Origin of the sequence: Methylophaga sp. UBA3603 (genome assembly GCF_002375335.1) — a bacterium.
In the GTDB taxonomy this organism is placed as follows: domain Bacteria; phylum Pseudomonadota; class Gammaproteobacteria; order Nitrosococcales; family Methylophagaceae; genus Methylophaga.
Genome location: NZ_DFMC01000008.1, coordinates 211,058 through 236,514 on the forward strand (window position 1 = coordinate 211,058; position 25,457 = coordinate 236,514).

The following is a 25,457-nucleotide window of genomic DNA, read 5'->3' on the forward strand; positions in this document are numbered from 1 at the left end:
TCCTTGAAATTATTTCAACTTAATCGCTAAGTAAAAACAGACGGGGTATTGACCATCTATCTAATGACCACCTCAGCCAAAACAAAGCCAAAAAGCCTCTCGTGAACAGCTATGTAGCCGATACCTCACCGGTTGCCATAGTGAAGTTTTGTCTGCAGTCTGAGCGGCAGATAGCAATTCTCGACAGTACAGCTTCCATCGTTGATATTTTTGGTTTTACCGCAGCACAAATTATTGAAGATTCCTCGTCTGCATGGATGAGCATTGATTCAGATGATCGTGGCATTATTCTGCAGAAAATGGCTGAGTCAGCTCAAACGATGCAACCTCTGAATCTGGGTTGGCATGTGTTACACCCTCAGAAAGGTAAGGTTTTAGTGGATTGCAAAGCCATGCCTGAAGCGGATTCAGAAAACGGAATGGTATGGCATGGCTATTTTCAAAATATCACCGACCTGAAACGTACAGAGCAGGAAAATCAGTCTCATTTGTGGTTTCTTGAATGTCTGGATCAGGTCAACCGGGCTATTCAGGGCACCAATGATCTTGAGCAGATGATGAGTGATGTTCTGGCAGCGATATTGTCGTGTTTTGCATGTGACAGAGCATGGCTTTTATATCCTTGTGATCCAGCAAGTGCCACTTGGCATATCCCCATGGAGCAGACCACTCCTGACTACCCTGGTGGTCTGTCTGCTGGAACAGATTTCCCGATGACCGAAGAGGCAGCCCGAGGTCTGGAAGCCTATCTGGCCAACAGTGAACCAGTAACGCTGATTACCACTATAGAAAGTCCTGATGCACCCGAATTTCTGAGAGAGCATCATATTCGCTCAATCATCGGTACGGCCATCTATCCAAAAACCGGTAAACCCTGGGTGTTTGGTTTGCATCAATGTTCGTATGAGCGAGAGTGGACTAACGACGAAAAACGTTTATTCAGTGAAATCGGTCATCGTTTATCTGATGGCTTGACCAGCTTGCTGATATATCGTGAACAACGTGAGAGTGATGAACGCTTTCGGCAGGCGTTTGAATTTGCTGCGATTGGAATGGGGGTGTTGTCCTTGAGTGGGCAGTGGTTAAGAGCCAATCATTCCATTTATGAAATGTTCGGCTATTCCGAAACTGAACTACTGCAAATGACCTATCAGGAAATGACCCATCCCGAGGATTTGCATAAAGGACAAGCGGAGCTTGATCGGCTGATTGCTGATCAAATTCCCTATATGCAGATTGAAAAGCGCTATCGTCATCAAAATGGGGACTATTTCTGGGCAAGACTCACAACCAGCATTGTCAGAGGAAGAAACAACCAGCCGCTGTATTTAGTTTCGCAGATAGAAGATATCGAAGAGCGTAAAAAATCAGATCAAAGTATCGCCCTGTTAAATTTTGCTATCAATCAGGTAAAAGAATGCATTTATCTGCTGGATGGAAAAGGGCGCATCAGATATGTCAACGATGAAACCTGTCACACCATGGGATACAGCCGTGACGAATTAATGGCTATGTCCGTTCCTGAAGTTGACCCAGATACCTCTCAGGAGGTTTGGAACGAACATTGGCAAGAACTTAAACAAGAACGTTCCGTTCGTTTGGAAACTCGCCATAAAACAAAAAACGGCAGGATCATTCCAGTCGAGGTGAATGCCAACTATTTTGAGTATGGCGGAATTGGCTACAATCTGGCACTAACGCATGACATCACTGAAAGAAAAGCGGTTGAAATTGCTTTGCGGGAGCAGGAAGAACGTTTCCGGCAACTTGCCGATAATATTGAAGAAGTTGTATGGCTGACCGATCTTGCTATGGGGCATCTGCTTTATATCAGTCCAGCCTATCAAAGCATCTGGGGACGCAGCTGTGAAAGTCTTTATGATAAGCCGTCGTCCTGGTTGGAAACGATTCATCCTGAAGATATAAATAATGTCAGTCAGGCTGTTGTTCAAGGCAAGATAACTGGCGAATACGATATTGAATTTCGCATTATCCGCCCGGATAGCACCATTCGTCATATTCACCAAAGAGCCTTTCCGATATTGAATGAAGCGGGCGATGTGTATCGAATTGCCGGCACTGCCCAGGATATAACGGAACGGAAAGAGCAGGAAGCACATATTGAATATCTTGCCTATCACGATTCATTAACCGCTTTACCAAACCGTTTATTGACGATGGATCGTCTCGGGCATGCGATTACCCATGCTACACGTCATGCCGATGTATTGGCCGTTTTGTTTCTGGATTTGGATCGCTTCAAAACCATCAATGATTCACTTGGTCATCAGGCAGGTGACTTGCTGTTACAGCAGGTTGGTTCACGCCTGCTTGGGGTATTACGTGAAGAAGATACCATCGGCCGGGTGGGAGGTGATGAATTTCTGATTTTGCTCCCCAGTATTAATACACCTGACGATGCGGCACATGTCGCCCAAAAGCTACTCGACATTTTATCTCCACCCTTTATGGTAGTAGGTCATCAATTACATGTTAATGCCAGCATTGGGATCAGTTTGTGCCCCCGAGATGCAGTCAATGCTGAAACATTAGTGAAATATGCTGATACAGCGTTATATCTGGCCAAAGAGCAAGGCCGAGGCGTTTTCCGTTTCTTCAGTCCCGAACTGGATGATCGTGTTCATGCACGACTGCAATTGGAAAATGATTTACGAAATGCGATGCATACAAACCAGCTGTATTTGCATTATCAGCCGTTAATGGATTTAGCGACCGGAGAATGCATAGGTACAGAAGCGTTACTAAGATGGTCTCATCCTAAAATTGGCTTCATCTCTCCAGCCACTTTTATTCCGGTTGCGGAAGAAACAGGTTTGATCTTACCGATTGGTGATTGGGTTTTACGGACCGCCTGCCTGCAGGCAAAAAAATGGTTCGAGGCCGGTAAAACGAATTTTCGGATGGCAGTTAATCTGTCACGCAGACAATTGGACTATGTCGGGCTGGCTACAGATATAAGACGAATTCTTGATGAGACAGGTTGTCCTGCACATCTATTGGAACTGGAAGTCACCGAATCCAGTGCCATGCAGAACCCTGAACAGGCTATTGTTATCTTAAACTCGCTTCATGAAATGGGCATTTGTCTGGCAATTGATGATTACGGAACTGGCTACTCAAGTCTAGCGTATTTAAAACGTTTCCCATTTGATCGACTTAAAATTGATCGATCATTTATTGATGGTATCCCAGATGATGCTGATGATATGAGCATTGTGCATACAACCATTATTCTGGCGAGACAATTGCGTTTAACGGTTATTGCCGAAGGCGTGGAAACCCAGGCACAGTGTGATTTTCTCAAGAAACATCAATGTGATGAAATTCAGGGCTATTTGTTCGCAAAACCAATGTCGAGTGAAGATGTCGAAAACCGGTTTGGATTCATCAACTCATCTTCGGCGTGATTTGAATTCTGGAGCGTTGTTTCATCCATCATTAGACGAAAATGAGGTGATCTTTAGCGCAATTGGCCAGGCCAATAAATAAAATGGCAAAAATTATAGTGGTTAACCACAGCTACGTAGCGGCCCAAAGGCTGATAAAAACTAAAACAGCAAAACCAGGACGATGCTATCAATGAATGACCGCAAGCGGTTTTTCCTGACGTTTAAGTGAATAATTCCGACGGTTCATGAATAACTGCACAGATTGATAGCACGAACAGGTCGATAGCTTAGTAGTTACAGACTGGTGAGATGCTTGTCAGATGCCCGACAACACGTAAGAATATGTTATGGATAAACCTCTTCTTGATTCATTTAGCGAATACGTAGACTTACTGCTCGACGCCATTTGTGCTGTGGATGAAGACAGCCGGATTATCTATATCAGCAATGGAGCGCATCGCGTTTTCGGCTATCCAGCCGAAGAATTGATAGGCAAAAGAATGCTGGATCTGCTTCATCCCGAAGATCATGATAAAACTCAGCAAAGTATTGATAGTGTTATGCAGGACAAACATGTCCTGGATTTTGAGAACCGCTATATACGAAAAGATGGTCAGGTTGTGCATCTGCTGTGGTCCACCAGCTGGTCAGACAAGCATAAAATGCGATTGGGCGTTGCCCGTGATATCACCCGTATTAAAGCCGCAGAGGAAATGCAAAATTCGCTGATTGCGATATCAGACACTGCGCACCGAACCAACGGCATCAAACAGATCTGCCAGCAAATTCTCTTTCATCTCGACTCTCATATCTCCATCGCGACCTTCGGTGTTGAAGTCTCGCCCATAAATGATTCTAAATGGCACACCATTTTTGAGAGTGTGGGCGGCTGCATGCATATGCTGAAAAATGAGGTGAAGCTTCGCATTGCCAGTGATAATCAAATCGCGCTCGAAAAAATTGATGACAAATTAATGTTACTGGTGCCGCTGGTGTTTGATGAAGAGTCTCACGGCATTATTGGCCTGGCTTTAATGGAACAAGATTATTCGCTGAATGAAAACGATAGAGCGTTATTGACCTTTACGGCATTACAGGTTGCCACTGCAATTGAACGCCATCAACGATTTGAACGACTACAACATCTGGCTTTATATGATGCATTAACCGGCTTGCCCAATCGGGAATTATTTCAGGATAGGGTGCAACGTTCATTATTAAGAGCCAAGCGTGAACAAAACCATTTTGCTCTGATGTACATGGACCTGGATAAATTCAAAGAGGCCAATGATACCTATGGCCACGCAGCCGGTGATCAACTGTTAAAAGAATCAGCAAGACGTATTACCGATTGTGTGCGAGAAACCGATACCGTCGTAAGATTTGGTGGAGACGAATTTGTCGTGCTGTTGGATACAGTGGAAAACCGCAAAGGTGCATTGGGAGTAGCCGAAAAAATCCGTTTGTCACTGTCAGAACCCTATGAATGGCAAGAACATGAAATAGAACTTTCTGTCAGTATTGGTATCGCTTTGTTTCCCGAACAGGGAGAGCAAATTACCCAACTTATCGCTGCCGCCGATGAAGCCATGTACAAAGCCAAAAAGCGTGGCAAAAACTGTATTCGTTGAACAGTTCAACGATTGTTTAAGTTGCCCCTGGAAGTGCGATTTTGTTTTATCCATTTCTCTTCGAACTCACTAATGGTGAGAGGGTAGGAGAAGAAATAACCCTGAGCATAATCACAGCCTAAGATTTTTAATTCATTCGCTGTTTCTTCATCTTCAACACCTTCAGCCAAGGTTTTCATACCAAAAATCTGTGCCGTTGAAATGATGGTTTTAACGATCGCCATATTTTTACTGTCATTGAGCATATTGCGGATATAGAACATATCGATTTTGAGAATGTCAGCCTCAATGTTTCGCAGGTAGCTGAGCGAAGAATGTCCCATCCCAAAATCATCAATCGCCAGAACAAAGTTTTCCTGTTTGAGTTTTTTAATGATTTCTATCGCAGTTTCGGGGTCATACATGATTCCGGTTTCGGTCAGTTCCAGCTCAAAATCCGTCGGGCTTAAACCTGATTGTTTTACCTCGGCAATAAATTCATCAATGAAAACCAAATCATCAATACTTTTAGCAGAAATATTGATTGCCATGCGAATCCCCTGATCCGTAAACAAAGTATGACCTTGTTTTTTCCAGGCGTTCAGGGCATTGGCCGTTAACTGTAAAACCAGTTTAGTGACCTCATTGATTAAACCGCGTTCTTCGGCAATAGGAATAAATACACCGGGGGGAACACTACCCAGAGTGTTGTCATCCCAGCGTAACAGTATTTCGGCACCGGTAAGTTGATGGGTCTGAGCATTAACTTGAGGTTGAATTCGGATAGAGAAACTATCGGGATCAAATTTCAGTGAATATTCAATCCGTTTCGCGATGAGGGAGCGGCGTTGGATTTCTTCGCCAAGTTTTACGTTAAAAAAGTAACTGGGTTGTGATTTTTCTTTAGCAATATCCAGGGCGATTGCGGCACCACGGGTAAGCGTTTCAAAGGTCTCTGCATCTTGTGGAAATAAAGCAATACCAGTTCGGGTATTCACCATGACTTTTGAGTCTGCAATCGTGAAAGGTGCCTTTAATGTATCCTGCAATCGTGCCACCATCATTGCTGCGGCATCGGCAGATTTCACTACCGCTGCCAAGGCAAAGACTTCACCATTGATTCTGGCAAGCGAATCAAATTCCCGATCAATTGCTCTTTGATCGATATCGAAATTTCTGTGGTCATCGCTAAAAACATAACGTATCAAGGTATCGGCACTTCTGATGGTACTGGCAATACGTCGGGCGACAGCGTGCAACAAATCATCTCCGGCGATATAACCAAGTGTTTCTTTCACATCTTCGTGATTGACCAAATCGAGGTAAACAACTGCGATGGTGTAGTTAAAGCGTTTAGAGAGTTCCAGCAGATGTTTGACACGATCACTAAACAGATTTTTGTTGGCAAGCCCGGTTAATTCATCAAAATACGCCAATTGTTTAATTCTATTTTCTTTGGCCCTTATTTCAGTCAAGTCGCGCCACACCACCTGAATGCAAGCCTCTCCATGAAAGATAACTGGGGTCAGGGTTACCTCGGTAGGTGTATTCTCACCATGGATGGTGTTTTGCAGCCATTCAAAGCGTTGATAGCCCTCAGTCAATGCTTTGGAAATATAATGTTTGGCAAGATTTTTACTGGATTCCCTACTTTGGTTTGCAGAAGAAATCTTTAATGGAGATAGACCGATCAAATCCTGACGTGATGACACGCCATAAAGCTTAACGGCGGCATCATTACATTCGGTAATGACCATATCTTTGTTAATGATCCCGATCGCATCAGCTGATTTTTGCAATAAAATCGCAATCTGTGTTTCATTTTGCTGACGTAATTCATCGTTTTCATGCAAAGTTTCGGTTAATTGATCACGTAGTTTCCGTGCCTCATAGAGGCTTTCCAAGGTTTCCAGAATGGGCGTCAGACGTTTTACTGTCTTCTCGGTGTAACCTTCTTCGGCATTTGCCAGCCCTATCATGCCGACAATATTGCCATTGTGATAGAAGGGGAGACCCAGATAGGAGTTCAATGTGGGATGCCCTTCGGGAACGCCCCCAGAACGGCTATCTGAATTTGGTGAGTTGGCAATAACCGGTTTACCGGTGGTCATAACGCTGCCAAGCAAGTTATGGTGGTTATGAAACTCCAGTCCATTAGCCTGATTGGATTCATACAACGCCCGGGTTTCATCATTCCATGCAATATTAGTCAGCGCTCGAAGCTTCAGGTATGGGGCATCATTCTCGTCATGTAGTACATCGCCAATCAAACCAAAAGCGCTATTGGTGAATTCGATGAGCTCGTTTAACAGCAACTCCAAAGCACTGTCATACGATGCATTCAGAATAAAAGCCTTTTGAATACGATCGATGGTTTGTTGCAGATTTAATTGATCCTCATATTTATCAGAAACTTCTTGTCTGGCAGCATGGATCGACTTATGACTTGCATACATGTATGCATCAAATGCCAGAGTAATATCTAATAAGGCAACTTTGTATAACGCGTTGATGGAGGGTTCAATTAAAGCGGGCGTTTGTGAGAGAATTTTAGCAATGTAATGGCAGGTCAGTTCTAGGTAAACGGCGTAAGAGCCAATGTACCACTGCGTTGTCAGACCCACTCGTTCATGGGCAATACCAACACGAATACGATCCTTGGCGTAATCCAGATCATATTCACCAGCAGTCAGTCTACGAAAATAAGTTTTTTGGGTGGATTGTAGTCGGGCTCGGACTTCAGGATCTGCCAGTAACTCCTGAGCAAAATCGAATGACATCAAATGGTCGTAAAATGCGTTAATCAGCTCGGTTTCATAGATCTGCAGGGGCACATGCAAGGCAAGAAGTAGCTCAATGTCTTCAGTACGTAGGCGGATCAAATCCTTGCGGTTGTGAAAACTCGTCTCATTGAGCGATATATGTCCAAATATATCTTCCATCGCGTGCATCATCCTTAACATCCATTTTTCTAAGAGCCGCTTTGCAGAGCTAAAGTTTCAACTTTTTAATCAATTGATGACTAATTTAGTCAACTATTTATGCGGTGTTTAAAATATACTGCTTTTACGTGAAAATGCATAATCCGCTATTGGGTCTGATTTCCCAGCGCCAGTTAGCGCTAGCCTATAATGCCCCTCCAACTTAGAACAGCAATGGCAACGCCGATAATGACACCTAACAAACCCAGAATTAAGTCACTGTATGGTTTGTCTTTTCTGGGGCCAGGGATCAATACAGACTAAGAGGGATTTTTCGGGTTGTAATAAATTTTGATATCACTATTAACTGGGTATTGATCGGCAAACTCTAGAGTTTCCGGGTACATCACCGTATAAAAGGCGGGTAATGTTCCAGTGTAGTTCTGGCCGTTAATTTGGTAGTTATATTCTACATTCAGCTTTTCAACTTCTTTTATTTGCCCACCTAAATTTCGTGAACCCCAAAGCAGCACTTCAGTCAGTTGTCCAGTAACGCTGGGCCAACGTTGGCTTGCCACTGCTTTCTGATAACTGGTCACAGAATGCTTTAACAAATAAATGCCAAATAGGGTTAACGCCGATCCTGCTAATAAAGCTATGTTCATTGCTTTAACTCTTTAATGTCAAACGCCATGCTCAGCCTGGATTTTTAATAAAAACATCATAAAAAATATAATGTTAATAACCGTAAGGCCTCGCATTAGCTTTTATCCAGATTGTTGTTAATTTTGTTCATGAATAACTACAACAATATCTTCAGCATCACTGAGGTTTACCGTGGTTTTATCGAGCCGTTCAGCACCTTGGGCCCAACTGCTTATCAGTTGTAATGAGAAAATATTTTTAAACTTTTATCTTTCCATGATTAATTGAGTAGCTCTCAGCTAATCCCCGTTGAGGGTATAAACGAATTTCCACTTCCACAAATTCACCCTTTAACAATTTTTTTTGAAAGGTAGCAATCCTTTATGGTCTGTGCAAATTTGCTAATCACCCTCTTTATATGCAATTGATAATGATTTAGATTAAGGTTAACATGTTGTGCTTTTAAAATTTAAATGGAGAAATTGATGCCACGGAAAAAGCTCTCACAACAAATGTTGTTTTTGTTACCAACGCTATCCTTATCGCTCGGGGTAATGGCCGATGAAGACGCTGTTAAACTGGACGAACTAACCATCACTTCAACCCGCTCTGACACACTGCTAAAAGATTCTCCACAGGTCGTTACCGTTATAAGCCAGGAAGAAATTCAGCAGCAAATGGAATTCTCCAGCGATACCTCTCAGGTGCTCAGCAGTTTGCTCCCATCTTTTTCTCCCAGCCGACAAAAATTGAGCAGTGCAGGGGAAACCTTTCGTGGTCGCTCTCCTCTGTTCCTGATAGATGGTGTTCCACAATCGAACCCATTAAGAGACTCTCAACGTGATGGGCACACCATTGATTTATCAATGGTTGAGCGTATTGAAGTGATTCATGGGGCAAGTGCCATTCATGGTTTGGGTGCTACCGGTGGCATTATAAATTTTATTACCAAGCGACCTACGGCCAATACACTAAAGCAACGTATGTCGGTTTCAACCACCATGCCGACCAACAAAATTGATGCTGAAACCATGGGCTATCGGGCTGATTACAGCTTGCTGGGAAGCCAGAATAATTGGGAATACAGTCTGGGCTTGAGTTATGAAACGCAAGGCCTGTATCTGGATGATGACGAGGATCCTATCGGCGTCGATAACACACAGGGTGATCTGATGGATTCACGCAGCTATGACGTCTTTGCCAAATTGGGTTACTGGTTTGATGATAATCAGAACCTGGAATTGTCCATCAACCGTTTCCAGTTGGAAGGGGATAATAACTACACCAGTGTCGATGGCAATTTGGCCAACGGTACCCCCACAACCTCCATTAATGCGACCCCAATGGGGGATGCACCGAGAAACCGGGTATTAACTACCAGCCTGACCTATAAAAACTTTGATTTGGCCGGAATGGAATTTACCGCCCAGGCTTATCAGCAGGAATTTGAAGCATTATTTGGTGTGACGGACTCCACAAGTTTTGTTGACCCGGTTCTGGCCCCGGAGGGTTTTGATCAATCACAAAATGAATCCGATAAAAACGGCGCCAAATTCACCTTAATGAAAGATGGCTTATTTGATGACAAGCTCAAACTAACAACCGGTATCGATATCCTTGAAGACACTACCGAACAGCGTTTAATGCTGACCGGTAGAAGTTATGTGCCAGAGACGCAATTCAAAAACTACGCACCCTTTATTCAAGCGCAATTCAAGCCAATGGAATCTGTAGTATTCAATACCGGTTTGCGTTACGAAAAAGCCAAGTTGAATGTCGATACCTATCAAACCGTGGCAAGTAAAAATGGTGTGACAGTGGAGGGCGGTAATCCTGAATTCAGTGAAACATTATTTAATATTGGTACGGTAGTCAGCCCAACCTCCTGGTTGAGCCTGTTTGCTAACTATTCTGAAGGTTTCGGTATGCCAGATGTAGGCCGGGTTTTACGTGGAATTGATACACCAGGACTGGACGTCGATAATTTTCTCGATTTAAAACCGATAGTGACAGAAAACAGTGAAATCGGCTTTCGTATTGATTGGCAGCAAGTCAACTTTGAAATCAGCTATTACCAATCAGATTCTGATTTGGGTTCCCGACTGCAACAAGTTGGTGATGATTTTTTCATCCAACGTGAAGAAACTGAAATTACTGGTGTAGAAACGACTTTGGGGTATCAAGTAAATAAAGCCAACCATCTGCAACTCAGTTATTCACATATCAATGGTCGCTCAGATAGTGATGGGGACGGTAAAGTAGATAGAGATCTGACCGGTGCTGATATTCCACCAAATCGTTTAATCGCCAGCTGGTCAGCAAACTGGTCACCTAAAGTGAGCTCTTTTCTCCAGGCAAGTCATAACTTCACTCGCCGGTTTGATGAGAACCCGGAACTGGATTTCGACAGCTACACTCTGGTCGATGCTTCAGTCGGCTATAAACTACCAGCTGGTAAACTCAACCTGGCGTTTGCTAATCTGTTGAATAAAGATTACTTCACCTATTATTCACAGTCTGCACAGGCCAATCCAACCCGTTATTTTAAAGGTCGTGGCCGAACTGTAACGTTGGGTTACTCACTGGATTTTTAACAGCAGATTATCTTGTGCTTCGTGCCTTAGCACCGACTTACCATAAACGCTCGTTCCCACGCTCTTGTGTGGGAACGCGCTTATACAAAAAATTCCAAACCTATTTAAGTCACTAAACTATTTAATCAGGAATCTCTGCTTCAACCAGCTTGGCAAGTTGTTCAAGTGATTCTTGCCATCCCAGATAACACATTTCAACTGGAATGACCGCTGGAATACCTTCCTGAACAATACTCAATTCCGTTCCACAACTCACTGATTTTAAGTCGATTGAAACCTCCATTTCACCGGGAAGATTTTCGTCATCAAAACGATCCGTGTGGCGAATACGTTCATTAACCACAAGCTCTACAAATTCGACAGTGAAAGTATGACTGTTGCCAGTACCGAAGTTTGTGAAAGACATCCTGTAGCCACCACCAGCGCGAACATCAATTTCATGGACCGTCCCAATAAACCCATAGGGAGGGAGCCAATATTCTAAAGCGCTTTTCTCTGTAAATGCCTTATAAACTCGCTCGGCTGGAGCTCGCAAAACTCGGTGTAATCGAACTGTACCTGTTTCATTCAACATAACAATATCCTTAATTTTGATTTATTCAGATTAGGAATAAATCAGTTAGTAGCTGTAGTGGAACAGAATTTCCAAATTGAAGCTTTGGAAGACCTCTGTCTCTACTGGATTGTCGAACGAGACTTCACGAGATCGACACTGTGGGGAAAAATTACTACATAGGGGAAGGATATAAAAAGACTGAGTTGGCTAATCCACTGATTTTCAATAACAATATTTACAATTCATATATAAATTTATAGTTATTGAAATGCAGCAAGTTTTTACACTATTTCACATAAGTTTTATTTGAATAAAGAATGCATGGTGGGGCGCAAAACGAATGATGATATTTCCGGAAGCAGCTGGCGCCTGCCGGCTGATAGTCGTCGATCCAATCAACCAGCATGCGCTTGTCGGTTTATAAAAACGGCTGATAATGGAAAATTCTGAACTGAAACCTGTTTACATTATTGCAGGATGTTCTTCTAATTCAGTGAAAAGGGTATTTATTATTATTCTTTGCTGTGCTTTCAAGGCTGCCATCAATTCTGCATCGCGATGATATACATCGGGTCTGAATTCCAACCGACCATCGTCTAATGCCTCAGCTGTCCAGTAGTCCATCAAGATCGGTACGCTGGCAGGCAAGGGGATATTGCGTGTCTGTTTATTAAGCAAGGCATCGTTTATTGCGTTTTGGGTTTTCTGACTTGCACCAACGAAAAGTTTGTCCGCCAGTTGTTTGGCCGCTTCTACACGTACACAGCCGGAGCTAGAGGTACGCTTGTGGCTGGCAAACAGACTTTGATAGGGAGTGTCATGCAGGAATACGGAAAAAGGGTTGGGAAAACGGAAGACCACCAGACCAAGCGCATTGCTTGGCCCCGGATCCTGACGAAGCTTAATAGGACCTGGGTTTTGCCAGTCAATAGTGGCAGGATTTAATTCACGTCCATCCCGATCCAGTACTCTGAGTCGATTTTTGGCTAGATACGCTATGCTCCGCCGAATCTCGGGCAGCTTGTCTTGACGGTAAATGGTGGGGGGCACTGTCCAAGTGGGACTGAAGGTGAGGTGGGTTATGGAGGATCGAAGGGTGGGGGTAGGGCGGCGGGCAGTCCCAACCTGCACCCTCCCTTGCCAGCCGATTTCCCCCTCATGAGTATAGGTAGCCTTTGCCCCGGCAATGTCAACCAGCAAAAGGGTGGGTGAGATTTCCCGCGCTAGCCAGCGCATACGCTCAAGGTTGATCTGTAACTGCTCCTCACGATAATTACGTGACAGATTAAGAGCGGCCAGCGTCTCGGGCCCCACAACTCCGTCTACCTTTAGGCGATGACGGGCCTGAAAATCCTTTACCATTTCCACCAGTTCTGCATCGTAGTGATTAGCGCTATAAAAATGACGAACATTTTGCTGATCGACGCCATTGATCAGTGATGCCAATCGTTGGTGGAGAATAGATACTCTGACATCCTCCATGCCGGGTTTCAGCAGGGGGCCAGGTGGTACGATAGGCCAACTTACCTCTCTATGTAGCTCGTGCCAGTTCTTGTAAGCTGAGCGTAATTTTCGGTATGCAGGTAATTTGGGCCGGGCGCTGTCAAAACTGGCGCTGATGTTCTGCAGCCCCCGGCGAGCCACAACACCAAGGTTCTCAAGAGACGCGGCTTCGACCCCGCTGCTTTTATCCTCAACGAGTCGCCAGAGGGGGGCAATATCTGAACGATCGAGTAAACCATACTGCAAGTGGTAGAGCGCTGCCAGATAGGCCGTAGACGCCAATAGATCGCGGCAGGCAAAGGTTTCGCCATCTGCACTGCTGATTGATCGCCATTCTTCCAGCTGCAAGAGGCCATACATCTTTGGATCCAGGCCATCCCATTTTACATCCGCAAGGGCAGCAAGCAAGCCATCATAGCGCTCAATATCCGACCACAGTGGAGCTGAGAAACTGTTACCGTATAAACTTTGCAGCCAGACCGCCTGGTACTGTGACTTGCTAGAATCCGGGACACGACAAAGTCCGCCGTCAGACATAATCGGAGCAAGATCGCTGGCAAAATCTCCTAGTGAATTATTAACCGCCAACACCTGACAGGACCATACCGAAATGGCGAAAAAGCATGCAGTTAAAGCACACCACTTTGGTAACAAAATGTACAACCTTCTTGCTCCCTTCTCCAAGCCTGTTAGAATCCCCCCTAACCATAACATTGTTAATTCGGGATGCGAACGAATTGTGCTGTTCGCACCATTATTGCGGTTCTGACATATTGACTCAGCCCTGATAGGGGGCACCAGAGCACTATTAGGGGAAAACATTGATGCACAAGCCCTCATCCCGGCGCCATACGACAGCTTTTATCTTTAGCCTGATGCTGCTCCTTTCCGTTCCATCTCTTGCCGCAGATAAAGCCCCAATGCTTTCGCCACTTACGGAAGACTTGGCCATTCAGGCCCCCAACATGAATCGAGCCGTACTGGACAAAGCCATTTCCGCGATGAGGTGTGCGGTCAATCATGGTGCTGACCAGGCGGACCGACTGGCGGTCATCGATTTTTCTTTACCTTCAACCGAACCACGCTTGTGGATATTTGATTTGAACAGCCGTTCACTGATTCTCGAGGAGCTGGTGGCCCATGGTCGCAACTCAGGTGACAATGTAGCGACCAAATTTTCCAATGAACAAGGCAGCCATCAGTCCAGCATCGGTCTGTTCCGGGCTTCAGAGAGCTATATAGGCCGGCACGGTTATTCCCTGCGTATGGATGGCTTGGAACCTGGTATCAATGATCGCGCTCGAGAACGGGCAATCGTTATTCACGGTGCTGACTACGTGAACAATCAATGGATCAAACGGCATGGCCGCATCGGCCGAAGCCATGGATGCCCTGCAGTAAGCCGGGATGTTGCCGATCAGGTGGTGGATACACTTAAAGACGGCCAGTTTGTCTTTTCTTATTACCCTGATGATCATTGGCTTGCGACTTCCCCTTATCTCAACTGTCAACCCAAACGGGTGGCGGCAATTCTGCCACCAATCAACAATAAGGGTAGTTGATAGAGTCATCAGCGCGCACAAAACCAGTTTACTTGTGTACAAGCGATAACCAGTCCTGATGTCCTAAACCGTGTCATAAAGTTAGTGCTGAGATGATGTATTGTTAATGCTTCAACTTACCCCTTGATTTTCATAAAATTTAGAGTAAGCACGCATTGTTTCAATGTTCTTAATGCACTTATTAAATAAGTTTTACGCTACCAACATAATTAACCATCCAGCATTAATTACAAACCGAGTGTGTAATTCACATAAGCAGTGGCTGAGCCAGTACTTTGAAAAGGTAATTGTTGGTAGTAAAAATCTACTGCAATTCGTTGATTACTGGCGGGGCTGAAATAAGCACCAATGCTTGCCACAGGACGCGTGCGATTAAGACTGTCGTTAAAATTTTCACTGGTTAAGCCACTGACGCCCGTCGCTGTTAAATCATCTACGGAGTGAGAAAGGTCGTGTTCAATACCCACGCTACCAGTCAGATTCACTTTGTCTGTCAGTTTTTGATTGAGCTTCATACCCACTAAAGCAACGGTTGAACGGTCTTCAAGAGCGGCATAGGTCAAAGGCGAAAAGATAGAACCTTCTTCTGTATAGGCATCCTGTTTGATTCGGGTATAACGTAAAGCGGCATATGGCCTGACTAAGGTTCTCGCTTCATTCACCAGAAAGCTATAACTTAATTCACCCACATAGCTTTGGGTATTGATGGACGTGTCACCAACACCGGCTTCTGAGGTATTCATGATCTCGCGAGTAGTTGTTAAATTTTTATCCTGATAAGCATTGGCAATTTTAAATTGATAGCCCAAGTGGTCTGCATTTTGGTTCCAGACGATAAATATTCCCATCAGTGGATTTGCATTTGAAATATCCACACTTGCGACGGTGTTGGTATTGAGATTGTGATTTAAAAAGCCCCCAAAGCGCAGGGTAGGTGTAGCTTTATAACCTGCAACTATGACCGCAGAAGTCTCATGCGTGCTGGGATTATCCACATAGGTCTGTTGGCCACCCACAGAGACACAAAAACCTCTGGTATCAAACAAATCACAGTCGTAAGTATTCATGTTGGCAAAGTTTGTAGCGATAAGCTGCTGTGAAAATCCGCCGCGTAGGTCTGATGCTAGAGATTGAACAGAGGCTTGGGTATCAACAACAGATGGGCCTGCAAAAACAAATAATAAATCCCAGGCATTTAACAAGCTTTCATTTGCCACCAGACTGTAGTTAAAACGACCATAAGTGCCAGTGGTATCTGAAATATTGTTGAGGGTCGGAAAATCCTGCAAAACTTCCAGGTATCTTCCCTCAGATACAACAGAAGCATCCACCCCGGAAACAAGTGTTGTGCCCAAATTACCGTATATGTTGAACGCCATATTTCCATTGTTTGCAGCGGAAATTTGAATATTACCGGGTGCGAAACTTAAAGCTGAGAACTGACCATATTGCGTTGGACTTTTAATAATGATGTTGTAATTTTCAGGTAAGTTACCACGAATATTTAAGGGACCAGTCGTATGCGAACCTTGTAAGTTATTAAGGTTCTTTATCGAGGCACTTCCATTTCCGATGCTGGCAAATCCACCTGTAATACTGCCAATGTTAGTTAAAGAGGTGATTGTTGATTGATTACTAATGCCGTATCTGACCACACCAGTGATTTGACCAAAGTTAGCGACATCAACGTTCCCGCCTGGTTTGTTCCACAAACCCCATTGGTTATACGTATAAATTGACCCGTAATTGACCAGTTTGGCTGATGTTGATGTTTCCAAAATAACCACTGACCGACCAGTCACACCTTTCTGCGCATCATTTGAAACCGTTACCCCTGAAGCAATAGTGACATCCGCCCCGGTATCAAGGGTTAGTCCTTTTATATTGCCCCCATTACAACTGGCTGTCACTTCCAGGGTAGTTGTGACTGTCACGCCGCCATTACACTGGGCAAAAGCAGGTCGGGTAAACAATACCAATAAGATGGAAATAATTAACTTCAACTCTGTTACTCCTTAATACTGCAAATTTTTTGGTTGATCAGCGAAAAGTAAAACTACGTTTTTTTATTGAGGTTACTAATTGCTTAGAGTCGAAGTTGATATGTAACTTATTATTTCAATTGATTAAATTTATTTTGCTAAATGCCTTTGGATTTCATTCTTGAGCACTTCAATTACGGCACTCAGACCAAGGCTTTAGGAATTTTTTACAGGTTATCACTTTTTAAATAACGTGGTTAAATTGTTTATAAAGTATTACAAATTCCTCATAAATAATAATTGAAAAAGAGAAAAATTCCTTTTTCAATTATCTTGTAACTCAAAAATATAATTAATGCATATAGAGAAAGATAAATATTAATAGCCATGTTTATATTTTTATCTTATAAATAGAAATCAAAGCCAATCCATTCGTTGAAGATAAATTTGAGTGATAGGGGTAAAAACCATCCCTAAATTTTTCTGAACGATTTACACAACTACTGTCAAAACATTAACTGATTAATCAATCAGAGGAGTTATTTTGTCGATTAAGGATATACGTCCACTGCTGTTTGGTGTGCTCACCATTTCATTAATCCCTGCCTGCTCAAGCGAGTCTCAACGGGCCAACCAAGACCTGGCAGCACCATCTGAAAGTGGTGTCTTACACGTTGCTACACGTAACGGTTCAACTACGTATTATTTAGACCGTCATGAAAATCCTGCCGGACCTGAATATGCGTTGATAACAGATTATGCTGCCGCACGTGGTTGGGAAGTGGAGTGGACAATGTATGACTCCACCTCAGCGGTAATCAAAGCACTCGACAATGCTTCAGTACATCTGGCCGCAGCAGGCCTTACCTTTAACACTCTTCGTAATGCAAGATACGCTAAAGGCCCAGCACATACCGATGTGACCGAACAACTGGTTTGTCATCGGGAACTGAGTCCATTACCTAATTCATAAGATGGCTTAAGCGATTTTGAGATTGTGGTGACGGAGGATTCCAGCTACGTAGCTACTCTCAAAGAAATTAATGCTGATTATGCTGACCTACAGTTTCGTGAAGATTCACGAACCAGTGAGTTGATACTGGCCGCGGTGGCAGAAAAAAGCATCCAATGCTCAGTGGCTGATGCCAATATCGTCAATATTATGCAACGGCATTTTCCCTATCTGGAAGTTGCCATGGACCTCACCGATGGTCGTAATCTCGGCTGGTATGCACCTAATAAATTCAGAGACATTGCTAACGATGCGCATGAGTGGATGAACAGCAGTGAAGGTGATGAAGCCATTGGTCGGATGGAAAGTCGTTATTACAGCTATATCAGTGAGTTTGATTTCGTTGATTTACGTGCGCTCAATCGTAGTATTGATAAACGCCTGAAACGTTATATCGATGAATTCGAAACAGCAGAAGAAAGCACTGGCATGCCTGCAGATCTGCTGGCTGCCCTGGCGTATCAGGAATCAAACTGGAATCCCAAAGCGGTATCTCCAACGGGAGTGCGTGGCATCATGATGCTCACCCAGGCAACAGCCGAAGAACTGGGCGTGGAAGATCGCACTGATCCTGAAGAAGCTATCGATGGTGGCGCCCGCTATCTTGCTGATCGCCATCAACGCTTACCTGAATCAATTCCCGAGCCCGATCGAACTTACCTGGCACTTGCCAGCTACAACATTGGTCGAGGACATTTATTAGATGCCCGGCAGCTGGCCCGTGAATTAGGTAAAAACCCGGATTCCTGGTCAGATATGCGTGAGATCCTGCCACTGAAAGCGGACAAACGATATTACCCCAGCACCCGTTATGGTTACGCTCGAGGTTATGAACCTGTTCATTTTGTGCAACGTATTCGTAACTATCGTGATGTGATTAAGCCGGTTTTTACAGATTAACATCACAAAGAAAACGGGTAGGTTGGGTTGAGTTTACGAAACCCAACAATTCCATACATATCCTGTTGTCCTGTTGAACTTGTAACGTTTAAGAGAATTGTTGGGCTTCGTACCTCAGCGCCAACCTACCATACACCTCGTTCCCTTGCTCCTGCGTAGGAACGGACTTAAGCTGTAAATCTTACTGGCAAAGTTGTAAAAAGTTCATTTCCTGAGAATCTGAAATGTTGGGCTAGAAACCAACAGGCACGGCCAGTAACCATCTCCGAGGTATATTTTCAACTGGCATTGTCCTTGCGTTAATTGCTGGTAGACAACTTAAGCGCTTAGACCATAAGTAAGGTTAGCGCTCAACTTATCAGGAGGACAACCAATGCAAAATTCAGCGAATAATAGTAAATCTCTGCAAGGCAAAAAAATTGCGTTTCTCGTGACCGACGGCTTTGAGCAAATCGAATTGACTACGCCCTGGGAGCAAATCAAGCTTGCAGGCGCCGAAACAGAGTTGATAGCGCTCGAAGAAGGCAAAGTTCATGGCTTTAACCATCTCGACAAAGGCGATGCATTTCAGGTAGACAAAAGCGTCGCTGATGTATCGGCCGGTGATTATGATGGTCTGGTATTACCTGGCGGTGTTGCTAACCCGGATGCATTACGTACCGACCAAAATGCAGTTGAGTTTGTCCGTGGTTTTTTCACCGAACATAAACCCGTGGCGGCGATCTGCCATGCTCCTTGGACGCTAGTCGAAGCAGACGTACTTAAAGGACGAAAACTGACATCCTGGCCAAGCCTGCGTACTGATATTCAGAATGCAGGCGGCAACTGGGTGGATCAGGAAGTAGTGGTGGATCAAGGGCTAGTGACCAGCCGGAAACCAGACGATTTAGAAGCTTTCTGTAGCAAAGCTATCGAGGAATTCGCTGAGGGCAAGCATGACCGCCAGCGGGCCTGATTAGACAGATTCGAGATCGAAAAGGGGGCGGGTTTATTTTAGTTAATTAAATAGATCTGCCCCTTTTTTCTCGTTCCCACGCTCCTGTGTGGGAACGGACTTTTTTAAATCAAAATCAAGTTGGCTGACGCTTTGATTTTAAAACCGGGTAGGTTGGGTTGAGTTTACGAAATCCAACAATTAGATAACGTTGCGTCATTTATGAAGTGTTGGGTTTCATGCTTCAACCCAACCTACGGGATTTGTCTCTTTATATTGTTGATCGTTTGATGTATCCGTCAATTTACGTTCAAAACCATGTAACTAATGACGACATACCGCAGAAATTTACCTGCAGTAACCAATATAAGAAACCACTTTAAGCGAACTCGCAAAACACCAGCCATAACGGTTAATGGGTCACCGATTATTGGAACCCAAGCAAAACACAACGAAAACATGCCGTATTTAACAAAACGCTGTTCTGCTCGCACGAAATCATCTTCCGACATCCTTAACCATTTTTTGACCACAACCAAGCTAGCCCAGTAACCTAGAGCATAGTTTGTGAGTGAACCCAAAACATTTCCTGTTGTTGCAATGATGACTAGCGTAGTGGGGGATAAACCATTCAGCAATAAAGCACTCAAAACAATTTCTGAGCTTAAAGGTAAAATCGTCGCGGCTAAAAATGCAGAGATAAAAAGACCAATATGTCCGAGTTCTGATAAATATTCCATGATGCTCATTGTCTGTAGCACGGATAAAAATTGAAATAAATGGGATCAGTTACCATTGATAGTTGTGAAGTAAATTTCAATCGACTCTGACCCTATTGATTCCTTGATTTTCAGAGTAACAAGTAAACTTTTCAAGTTGGCTGACCCCTTGAACCCTTGGCCTGAGCCCAGTTCACCAGCTTAACAAACAGACCTTTCAGTTCTGACTGCAATGCAGCAGCACGGGCAGCAGAATATGGAGCAGGAGAGTCACCTTGAACTTCGTGCATGTAGCTTTGCTGAGCTATTTCCAACTGCAACCCGTGAACCTGACTGGAAGGCTGGCCATAATTGCGGGTTATCCAGCCACCTTTAAACCGACCGTTATGCACGAAAGAAAAATTACCACCGGATAAATGCTTTTCGACCAGAAGGGCAAGGTCTGGTGCGCAGCTTCGACCACTATTCGTACCCAGGTTCAAGTCGGGCAAAGTGCCGTCGAACAGTCGCGGACATTGTGAACGAATCGAGTGGGCGTCAAACAGAATGACAATGTCGTGATCCAGCAACAACCGGTCCAACTGCCCCCGAATAGCGGCATGGTAGGGTTCAAAATACTGCTTTTTACGACGTTCAACCTCTGCGTCGTCAATAGGCGCTGAATACAGCGGCTGTCCATCAAAACGGGTTGTTGGGCAAAGCTCTGTGGTGGCCTGGCCAGGGTACAATGACTGACCGGAAGGATCGCGGTTTACATCGACCACGCAGCGGGAAATAGCAGTACGAACGGTGGATATTCCCATTGAGCTGACAAAATCGTACAACTGGTGCACATACCAGTCGGTATCTGTCAGGGCTTGTTCGGTCGAACAGGCAAGCTGTGATTGGATAGCATCGGGTATTTTCGTTCCGGTATGCGGTAGGCTCATCAGTATGGGGGCGCTGCCCTGATTGATTTCCAGCCATTCGGTTGTCATCATTGAAGCTCCAAAATAAAAATTTGAGTTTTGGCCTTTCTCAGTCCGTTAGCCAAAGGAGGTAAAAAACCGTGTTACCAAATCGTAAAAACAAGTTGGCTGACCCCTTGATATCTCAATATCACCAGAACTATGATTTAGCTCACTCTTGGCCGGTGTTGCCAGTTTTGCACTCCGACCATATTGATCTGCATTAGCAGGTGATGTGAACTTCAATTGAATTTTTAAGTTGGCTGACTGATTTATCCCTAAAGTAATACTGCTCCCTACAGCTTAAATAGGCTCTCAAAGAGTGCCTGCAGCTTATTGTGTCCCAGACTATTCATTAGCGCTACGTTTCGTATTGGAACTTGATCGACATCAGGATATTCCACAATAGCTCGCTCAAGACTCGCCTCCCGAATAAGATGCAACAAGGGGTAAGGAGATCGGTTTGTATAATTCTCTGCATCGTCCGGATTTGTTCCACCAAATTGGTAATCTGGATGAAAACTGGCGATCTGATAGGTACCTTCCAGTCCCATTTCCAAAAGGAGGTTATCGGCATTACTCAAAAACTGATTGTAGTCATAAAAGTCCTGCAATACATTTGAGTGAATCAGCAGCGTAGTTTCAACTGACGGATCACTATTGAGCAGTTCCAGCTCGTCTTGCAGTGACTTCAACAATTGGTCTTCCGTTATCGCTCTTGTGGTAGCAAAGCGCACCCGATTGTTCAGCATCTCATGCTTAGCAAATGGGCATAGATTCATTTCCATCACAAAAGTGTTAACCCACTGCCGAACCGATAGAACAATTTCCTCGTCATTTCGGATCTCACTTGGTCGTGATAATTTCTTCATTCGTTTTTCATACATCGTCACCCAAAATCAAACACTCTGACCCTATTGATCGAGCCTGTAATGAATTTCAACGGCTTGTTATAAGCCATCCCTCTGCTTGATATGACCTTGTGTGTCAGTTGGTATTAAATCAGCGTATAGTTGCTCTAGTTCTTTTGGCTTCGTGATTAATTCTTCAGCGATGAAATTCAAAATACCAAACAACTTCTGAGCAATTTCAGAATTATCATCAAAGTTTATTTGTCCTGGGTGGACAGCGTTATTTCCTACAACCCTGAGAAGGTCAAGCGCCTGCTGAATCTTAGGGCTAAGACCTTCAGCAACCAAATCCTTAATGTCGCTATTTATATTCTTCCCGCTCTTCCCAACCTGTTCCAATAATTTTTGTAAAGCGAGCCGAAGCAAAGCAGTAGCTCCTTTTGGGGAATCAATAAGAATTTTAGAAGCCTCAATGTAAAGTGATTTTATATCATCATTTAGATCAGCATTTGGTGGCGGTAAAGTTGTTTTCTTGGGGTAAACAATTTCTTTATTAACCCATAATGTAAAACCATCACAAGAAGAACAGGTCGCTACTGCGAAGCCATCAGGGACAAATTTGTAGAAACTTCTTTTAAAATTATTATCAATTTCCTGTAAAAACCTGACGATTCTTTCTTGCGTATAGTCATCAATACTTGATCTATAGTTCAGATACAGATGGCTAAGAATGCCGGTGGCTGTAGTGCTAGCATTGTTAGCCGTAAACCACTCTTGAGTAGCAACTGTATTACAGTGGGGGCATTGATACTTCTTACTTCCGTACTCAGGTATCATTAAAAACTCCGATCATTGACAGTACATAACGCCCGCGTAAAGCGCGCGAGGTACGAGAGTAGATATTGCCGCGTTTGTTATGAATCATTTTCCTCAACCTCCAAGAATGTGCTCCCAATATCCTCTTGATACCCGTCAATTATTGTCATGAGAACGATGTGGTCTAACGTTGGCTCGAGCATTAATAGTGTGCAGGTTATTTGACTTAAACTAATGGCGGTTGCATGCGCAGGGTCTGTCATTCCTGAATTACTCTGCCCAACCAGTAGGACATCTTCTTTTGCCTCACACAGACCAAGACGATTTCTCATTCCTTTTGAGCCCGAATGTACGTTCTGACTGGCCCACTTATAGTAGGGGCGCATATGATCCAAACCAACATCCTTTTCTATTGCCGTAAATCCTACACGACTATGTTTAGGGAATATGTTTGAGGCCCAGCCGTAGTGATCTCCAAACTTTTTCCCATAACGCGCAATCACTTTATCGTATTCTACTTTGCAGCTCTCTATTTCCTCTGGGGAGGCAGCCTTTTCCTGGAGCCGATCTTCGTACTTTTTGTGCTCAAGCATTCCATCGTAAGAATCAACAATGTCATGGAAATAAAATCTCTCAGCACACTCTTGACCATGTTTAGCTATAAACATGCCCGTCGCATTTACTTCATGAAGCGCTCTCCACCTTGCGTGAGCGGCATCAGCAAAACCTGATTTAAGAAGACACAAGATTTCTTGAGCGATATGGCACGCTCTGGCATGATGCCGAACAACAATATCAAAGACTAAATCATTGCTATCTACAGCAGTTGCTCGATAGGATGAATTAAAATCCTCCCCAGCTTCAGTACAAATTACAATGTGGGTTTCTAGCAAATCAAACGCTTTTGACCAACGCTTTATATTACGCTTTTCGAAACCGCTCGCTAGCGTTCTATGTTCCTTAAGCATCTTCTTTGCTGATTTCTGAAGAGTGCTTTTCATCAAGCGTACGGCTTCTGGTGTTACGTCAGCTATTAACTGCTCAATATCAATATCTTCTGCCAGCTCTGGATTGCCCTCTAGCATGTCATTGAGTGTTTTTAAAAAATGCTGCTGTAAATCTTCCACTCAACTTTCCTTATGACTCATAACGCCCAAAGCAGCGGCGCGCATTAGCGCGTCCAGCCCGCAGAGCGATGCTGCCTTTGCTTGTTAGGTGATTAATCACCGTTTTGCTCACGCCAGACATCAATTGCATCCAGTGATTGCCCTGAATATTGCTCGTATACATAGCGCTCTTTTACTTAGATGGGCTTGTTTTTAGATATGGGAGTTGAATAATCAATTGCATTAGCTAATTCATTGAGATATTCGCGACCCTTCTATTTATAGGGGAAATCTCTTCCTCATTAAGGAACATCATAAAGTCGTAGCCCACAAAACTATGCGAACAGTTCACATCAAAAAGAAACCGTCCTTCCTCTTCGAATAAGAACCATGAACTTTTTTTCTTCATCGATGACTTTCATATACACCTAACAGTATGTTGATAAGGCCGTTGGCTTCATAATAATTATTAGCAGGCGGCCATCTAATTCTGAGCCATCTGACATGAATTATCTAAATATCTGAATAATCAAAGGAAAAAGGTCCGAAATAGATGAAATAAAATGGCCAATTAAAAATTCACTTTTCATACTGCCTCTTCAACAAAACATACAAAGCCCCAGTTCCACCATCTTCAATCGTTGCACTGCAAAACGCTAACACGGCATCACTTTGTCTGAGCCAGTGATTGAGTTTGCTTTTTAACACCGGTTTGTTATCGCGTGATCCCCAGCCTTTGCCGTGAATGATTCGTACGCATCTAATCTTTTCTTGCTGACATTGTTCGAGAAAATGGGAGAGGGTGGGTTCAGCTTTGGCGAGGGTGAGGCCGTGTAAATCGAGTTCGGCTTCGAGATGCACTTTGCCGTTTTTGAGTTTGGCGAATTGACGGTTTTGAATGCCGTCGCCACGGTATTCGAGATATTCTTCATTGCCGACTGTTTCGGGAGCGAACAGGCTGGAAAACTCGCTGGTGTCATGGGTGAGTTCGGCTGCGGAGGGTTTTCTGACCGTTGGCGGCGGCGGTGGTTTTCGATGCACCAGGCGGTCATGTTTTATCGGCTCGGCGTCGCTCATTTCATTGCGAAACAAGGAAAACTCGTCGTCATCATTTTTATTTTTGTTCTCTGCCATGGCCGATTTTGCCTGATTTCATGCCGTTTGATGTGACCCATTGTGCCAGATGATGCTTGTGTAAAAAATCATTTTTAGTTTAGGATGATTTCCACTTGTCGGGGTGCCCCCTCTGAATTATCAGAAAGGGCTGAGATGAAACCCGTTGAACCTGAAGAGGCTAGAACCTCCGTAGGAAACAAGCCGGAATGCCGGTACGTCTGATTGTCTGACTGTAGCCGCCGTGTATCTCCATCACCTTGTTCGCGAAAGCGC

The 25,457-nt window shown here is 44.0% G+C and carries 17 protein-coding genes, 1 pseudogene and 1 riboswitch; of the genes and pseudogenes, 7 read left to right on the plus strand and 11 right to left on the minus strand.

Going from position 1 to position 25,457, the window contains the following annotated elements:
* Nucleotides 1-101 precede the first annotated feature (101 nt).
* Both B4F66_RS06460 and B4F66_RS06465 read left to right on the plus strand, forming a co-directional pair.
* Nucleotides 102-3,428 (plus strand): bifunctional diguanylate cyclase/phosphodiesterase, encoded by a 3,327-nt coding sequence (locus tag B4F66_RS06460; RefSeq protein ID WP_292357365.1) that lies wholly within the window; start codon nt 102-104, stop codon nt 3,426-3,428.
* Between the two features lie 329 nt (nt 3,429-3,757).
* Nucleotides 3,758-5,041 carry a GGDEF domain-containing protein gene (locus B4F66_RS06465; protein WP_292357363.1) on the plus strand — a complete coding sequence of 428 codons (1,284 nt, stop codon included), beginning with the start codon at nt 3,758-3,760 and terminating at the stop codon, nt 5,039-5,041.
* 5 nt (nt 5,042-5,046) lie between these two features.
* Here the strand turns inward: B4F66_RS06465 and B4F66_RS06470 are convergent, their stop codons facing one another.
* Nucleotides 5,047-7,962 (minus strand): EAL domain-containing protein, encoded by a 2,916-nt coding sequence (locus B4F66_RS06470; RefSeq protein WP_292357361.1) that lies wholly within the window; start codon nt 7,960-7,962, stop codon nt 5,047-5,049.
* A 299-nt stretch (nt 7,963-8,261) separates the two neighbouring features.
* Nucleotides 8,262-8,606: a DUF3592 domain-containing protein gene (locus B4F66_RS06475; RefSeq protein ID WP_292357359.1), complete on the minus strand. Its 345-nt coding sequence runs from the start codon at nt 8,604-8,606 to the stop codon at nt 8,262-8,264.
* Between the two features lie 465 nt (nt 8,607-9,071).
* On the opposite strand from B4F66_RS06475, the gene B4F66_RS06480 reads away from it, so the two are divergent.
* The gene (locus B4F66_RS06480) at nt 9,072-11,180 is read left to right on the plus strand and encodes a TonB-dependent receptor (protein WP_292357357.1); all 2,109 of its coding nucleotides are present in this window, start codon (nt 9,072-9,074) and stop codon (nt 11,178-11,180) included.
* A 121-nt stretch (nt 11,181-11,301) separates the two neighbouring features.
* On the opposite strand, the gene B4F66_RS06485 is transcribed toward B4F66_RS06480, so the two are convergent.
* Both B4F66_RS06485 and B4F66_RS06490 read right to left on the minus strand, forming a co-directional pair.
* Complete coding sequence (locus B4F66_RS06485) at nt 11,302-11,754, minus strand: SRPBCC family protein (protein ID WP_292357355.1); 453 nt, start codon at nt 11,752-11,754, stop codon at nt 11,302-11,304.
* Nucleotides 11,755-12,198: 444 nt separating this feature from the next.
* A complete protein-coding gene (locus B4F66_RS06490; RefSeq protein ID WP_292357353.1) occupies nt 12,199-13,902 on the minus strand; it encodes a L,D-transpeptidase family protein in 1,704 nt (567 codons plus the stop codon).
* A 302-nt stretch (nt 13,903-14,204) separates the two neighbouring features.
* Between B4F66_RS06490 and B4F66_RS06495 the strand changes: the two genes are divergently transcribed.
* Nucleotides 14,205-14,801 carry a murein L,D-transpeptidase catalytic domain family protein gene (locus B4F66_RS06495; RefSeq protein ID WP_292740830.1) on the plus strand — a complete coding sequence of 199 codons (597 nt, stop codon included), beginning with the start codon at nt 14,205-14,207 and terminating at the stop codon, nt 14,799-14,801.
* Between the two features lie 227 nt (nt 14,802-15,028).
* On the opposite strand, the gene B4F66_RS06500 is transcribed toward B4F66_RS06495, so the two are convergent.
* On the minus strand, nt 15,029-16,804 hold the full coding sequence (locus B4F66_RS06500; protein WP_292357351.1) for an autotransporter outer membrane beta-barrel domain-containing protein: 1,776 nt from the start codon (nt 16,802-16,804) through the stop codon (nt 15,029-15,031).
* 523 nt (nt 16,805-17,327) lie between these two features.
* Here B4F66_RS06500 and B4F66_RS06505 point away from each other — a divergent pair.
* From B4F66_RS06505 to B4F66_RS06515, 3 genes and pseudogenes are all read left to right on the plus strand, one after another.
* Nucleotides 17,328-17,756 (plus strand): transglycosylase SLT domain-containing protein, encoded by a 429-nt coding sequence (locus B4F66_RS06505; RefSeq protein WP_292357350.1) that lies wholly within the window; start codon nt 17,328-17,330, stop codon nt 17,754-17,756.
* Nucleotides 17,757-17,774: 18 nt separating this feature from the next.
* Nucleotides 17,775-18,695 (plus strand): annotated as a pseudogene (gene mltF / locus B4F66_RS06510) (membrane-bound lytic murein transglycosylase MltF); the annotation flags it as partial.
* A gap of 373 nt (nt 18,696-19,068) precedes the next feature.
* Nucleotides 19,069-19,650 (plus strand): type 1 glutamine amidotransferase domain-containing protein, encoded by a 582-nt coding sequence (locus B4F66_RS06515; protein ID WP_292357348.1) that lies wholly within the window; start codon nt 19,069-19,071, stop codon nt 19,648-19,650.
* Nucleotides 19,651-19,928: 278 nt separating this feature from the next.
* Here B4F66_RS06515 and B4F66_RS06520 read toward each other — a convergent pair whose 3' ends face one another.
* The 6 genes from B4F66_RS06520 to B4F66_RS06545 form a co-directional block, all read right to left on the minus strand.
* A complete protein-coding gene (locus B4F66_RS06520) occupies nt 19,929-20,369 on the minus strand; it encodes a YqaA family protein (protein ID WP_292357346.1) in 441 nt (146 codons plus the stop codon).
* Nucleotides 20,370-20,500: 131 nt separating this feature from the next.
* The gene (gene hutG, locus B4F66_RS06525) at nt 20,501-21,328 is read right to left on the minus strand and encodes an N-formylglutamate deformylase (RefSeq protein WP_292411616.1); all 828 of its coding nucleotides are present in this window, start codon (nt 21,326-21,328) and stop codon (nt 20,501-20,503) included.
* A 263-nt stretch (nt 21,329-21,591) separates the two neighbouring features.
* The gene (locus B4F66_RS06530) at nt 21,592-22,167 is read right to left on the minus strand and encodes a DUF1415 domain-containing protein (protein ID WP_292357342.1); all 576 of its coding nucleotides are present in this window, start codon (nt 22,165-22,167) and stop codon (nt 21,592-21,594) included.
* A gap of 78 nt (nt 22,168-22,245) precedes the next feature.
* Nucleotides 22,246-22,983: a DUF4145 domain-containing protein gene (locus tag B4F66_RS06535; RefSeq protein WP_292357340.1), complete on the minus strand. Its 738-nt coding sequence runs from the start codon at nt 22,981-22,983 to the stop codon at nt 22,246-22,248.
* Nucleotides 22,984-23,060: 77 nt separating this feature from the next.
* Complete coding sequence (locus B4F66_RS06540) at nt 23,061-24,089, minus strand: DUF5677 domain-containing protein (RefSeq protein ID WP_292357339.1); 1,029 nt, start codon at nt 24,087-24,089, stop codon at nt 23,061-23,063.
* Between the two features lie 558 nt (nt 24,090-24,647).
* Nucleotides 24,648-25,202: a Smr/MutS family protein gene (locus tag B4F66_RS06545; RefSeq protein WP_292357337.1), complete on the minus strand. Its 555-nt coding sequence runs from the start codon at nt 25,200-25,202 to the stop codon at nt 24,648-24,650.
* 89 nt (nt 25,203-25,291) lie between these two features.
* A riboswitch (TPP riboswitch) is annotated at nt 25,292-25,397 on the plus strand.
* The last annotated feature ends 60 nt before the right edge of the window (nt 25,398-25,457 follow it).

Coding starts and splice junctions, on each gene's coding strand:
- B4F66_RS06545 (WP_292357337.1), bottom strand. CDS start 25,202: ATGGCAGAGAACAAAAATAAAAATGATGACGACGAGTTTTCCTTGTTT.
- B4F66_RS06465 (WP_292357363.1), top strand. CDS start 3,758: ATGGATAAACCTCTTCTTGATTCATTTAGCGAATACGTAGACTTACTG.
- B4F66_RS06470 (WP_292357361.1), bottom strand. CDS start 7,962: ATGGAAGATATATTTGGACATATATCGCTCAATGAGACGAGTTTTCAC.
- B4F66_RS06485 (WP_292357355.1), bottom strand. CDS start 11,754: ATGTTGAATGAAACAGGTACAGTTCGATTACACCGAGTTTTGCGAGCT.
- B4F66_RS06475 (WP_292357359.1), bottom strand. CDS start 8,606: ATGAACATAGCTTTATTAGCAGGATCGGCGTTAACCCTATTTGGCATT.
- B4F66_RS06515 (WP_292357348.1), top strand. CDS start 19,069: ATGCAAAATTCAGCGAATAATAGTAAATCTCTGCAAGGCAAAAAAATT.
- B4F66_RS06530 (WP_292357342.1), bottom strand. CDS start 22,167: ATGAAGAAATTATCACGACCAAGTGAGATCCGAAATGACGAGGAAATT.
- hutG (WP_292411616.1), bottom strand. CDS start 21,328: ATGATGACAACCGAATGGCTGGAAATCAATCAGGGCAGCGCCCCCATA.
- B4F66_RS06480 (WP_292357357.1), top strand. CDS start 9,072: ATGCCACGGAAAAAGCTCTCACAACAAATGTTGTTTTTGTTACCAACG.
- B4F66_RS06520 (WP_292357346.1), bottom strand. CDS start 20,369: ATGGAATATTTATCAGAACTCGGACATATTGGTCTTTTTATCTCTGCA.
- B4F66_RS06495 (WP_292740830.1), top strand. CDS start 14,205: ATGAATCGAGCCGTACTGGACAAAGCCATTTCCGCGATGAGGTGTGCG.
- B4F66_RS06535 (WP_292357340.1), bottom strand. CDS start 22,983: ATGATACCTGAGTACGGAAGTAAGAAGTATCAATGCCCCCACTGTAAT.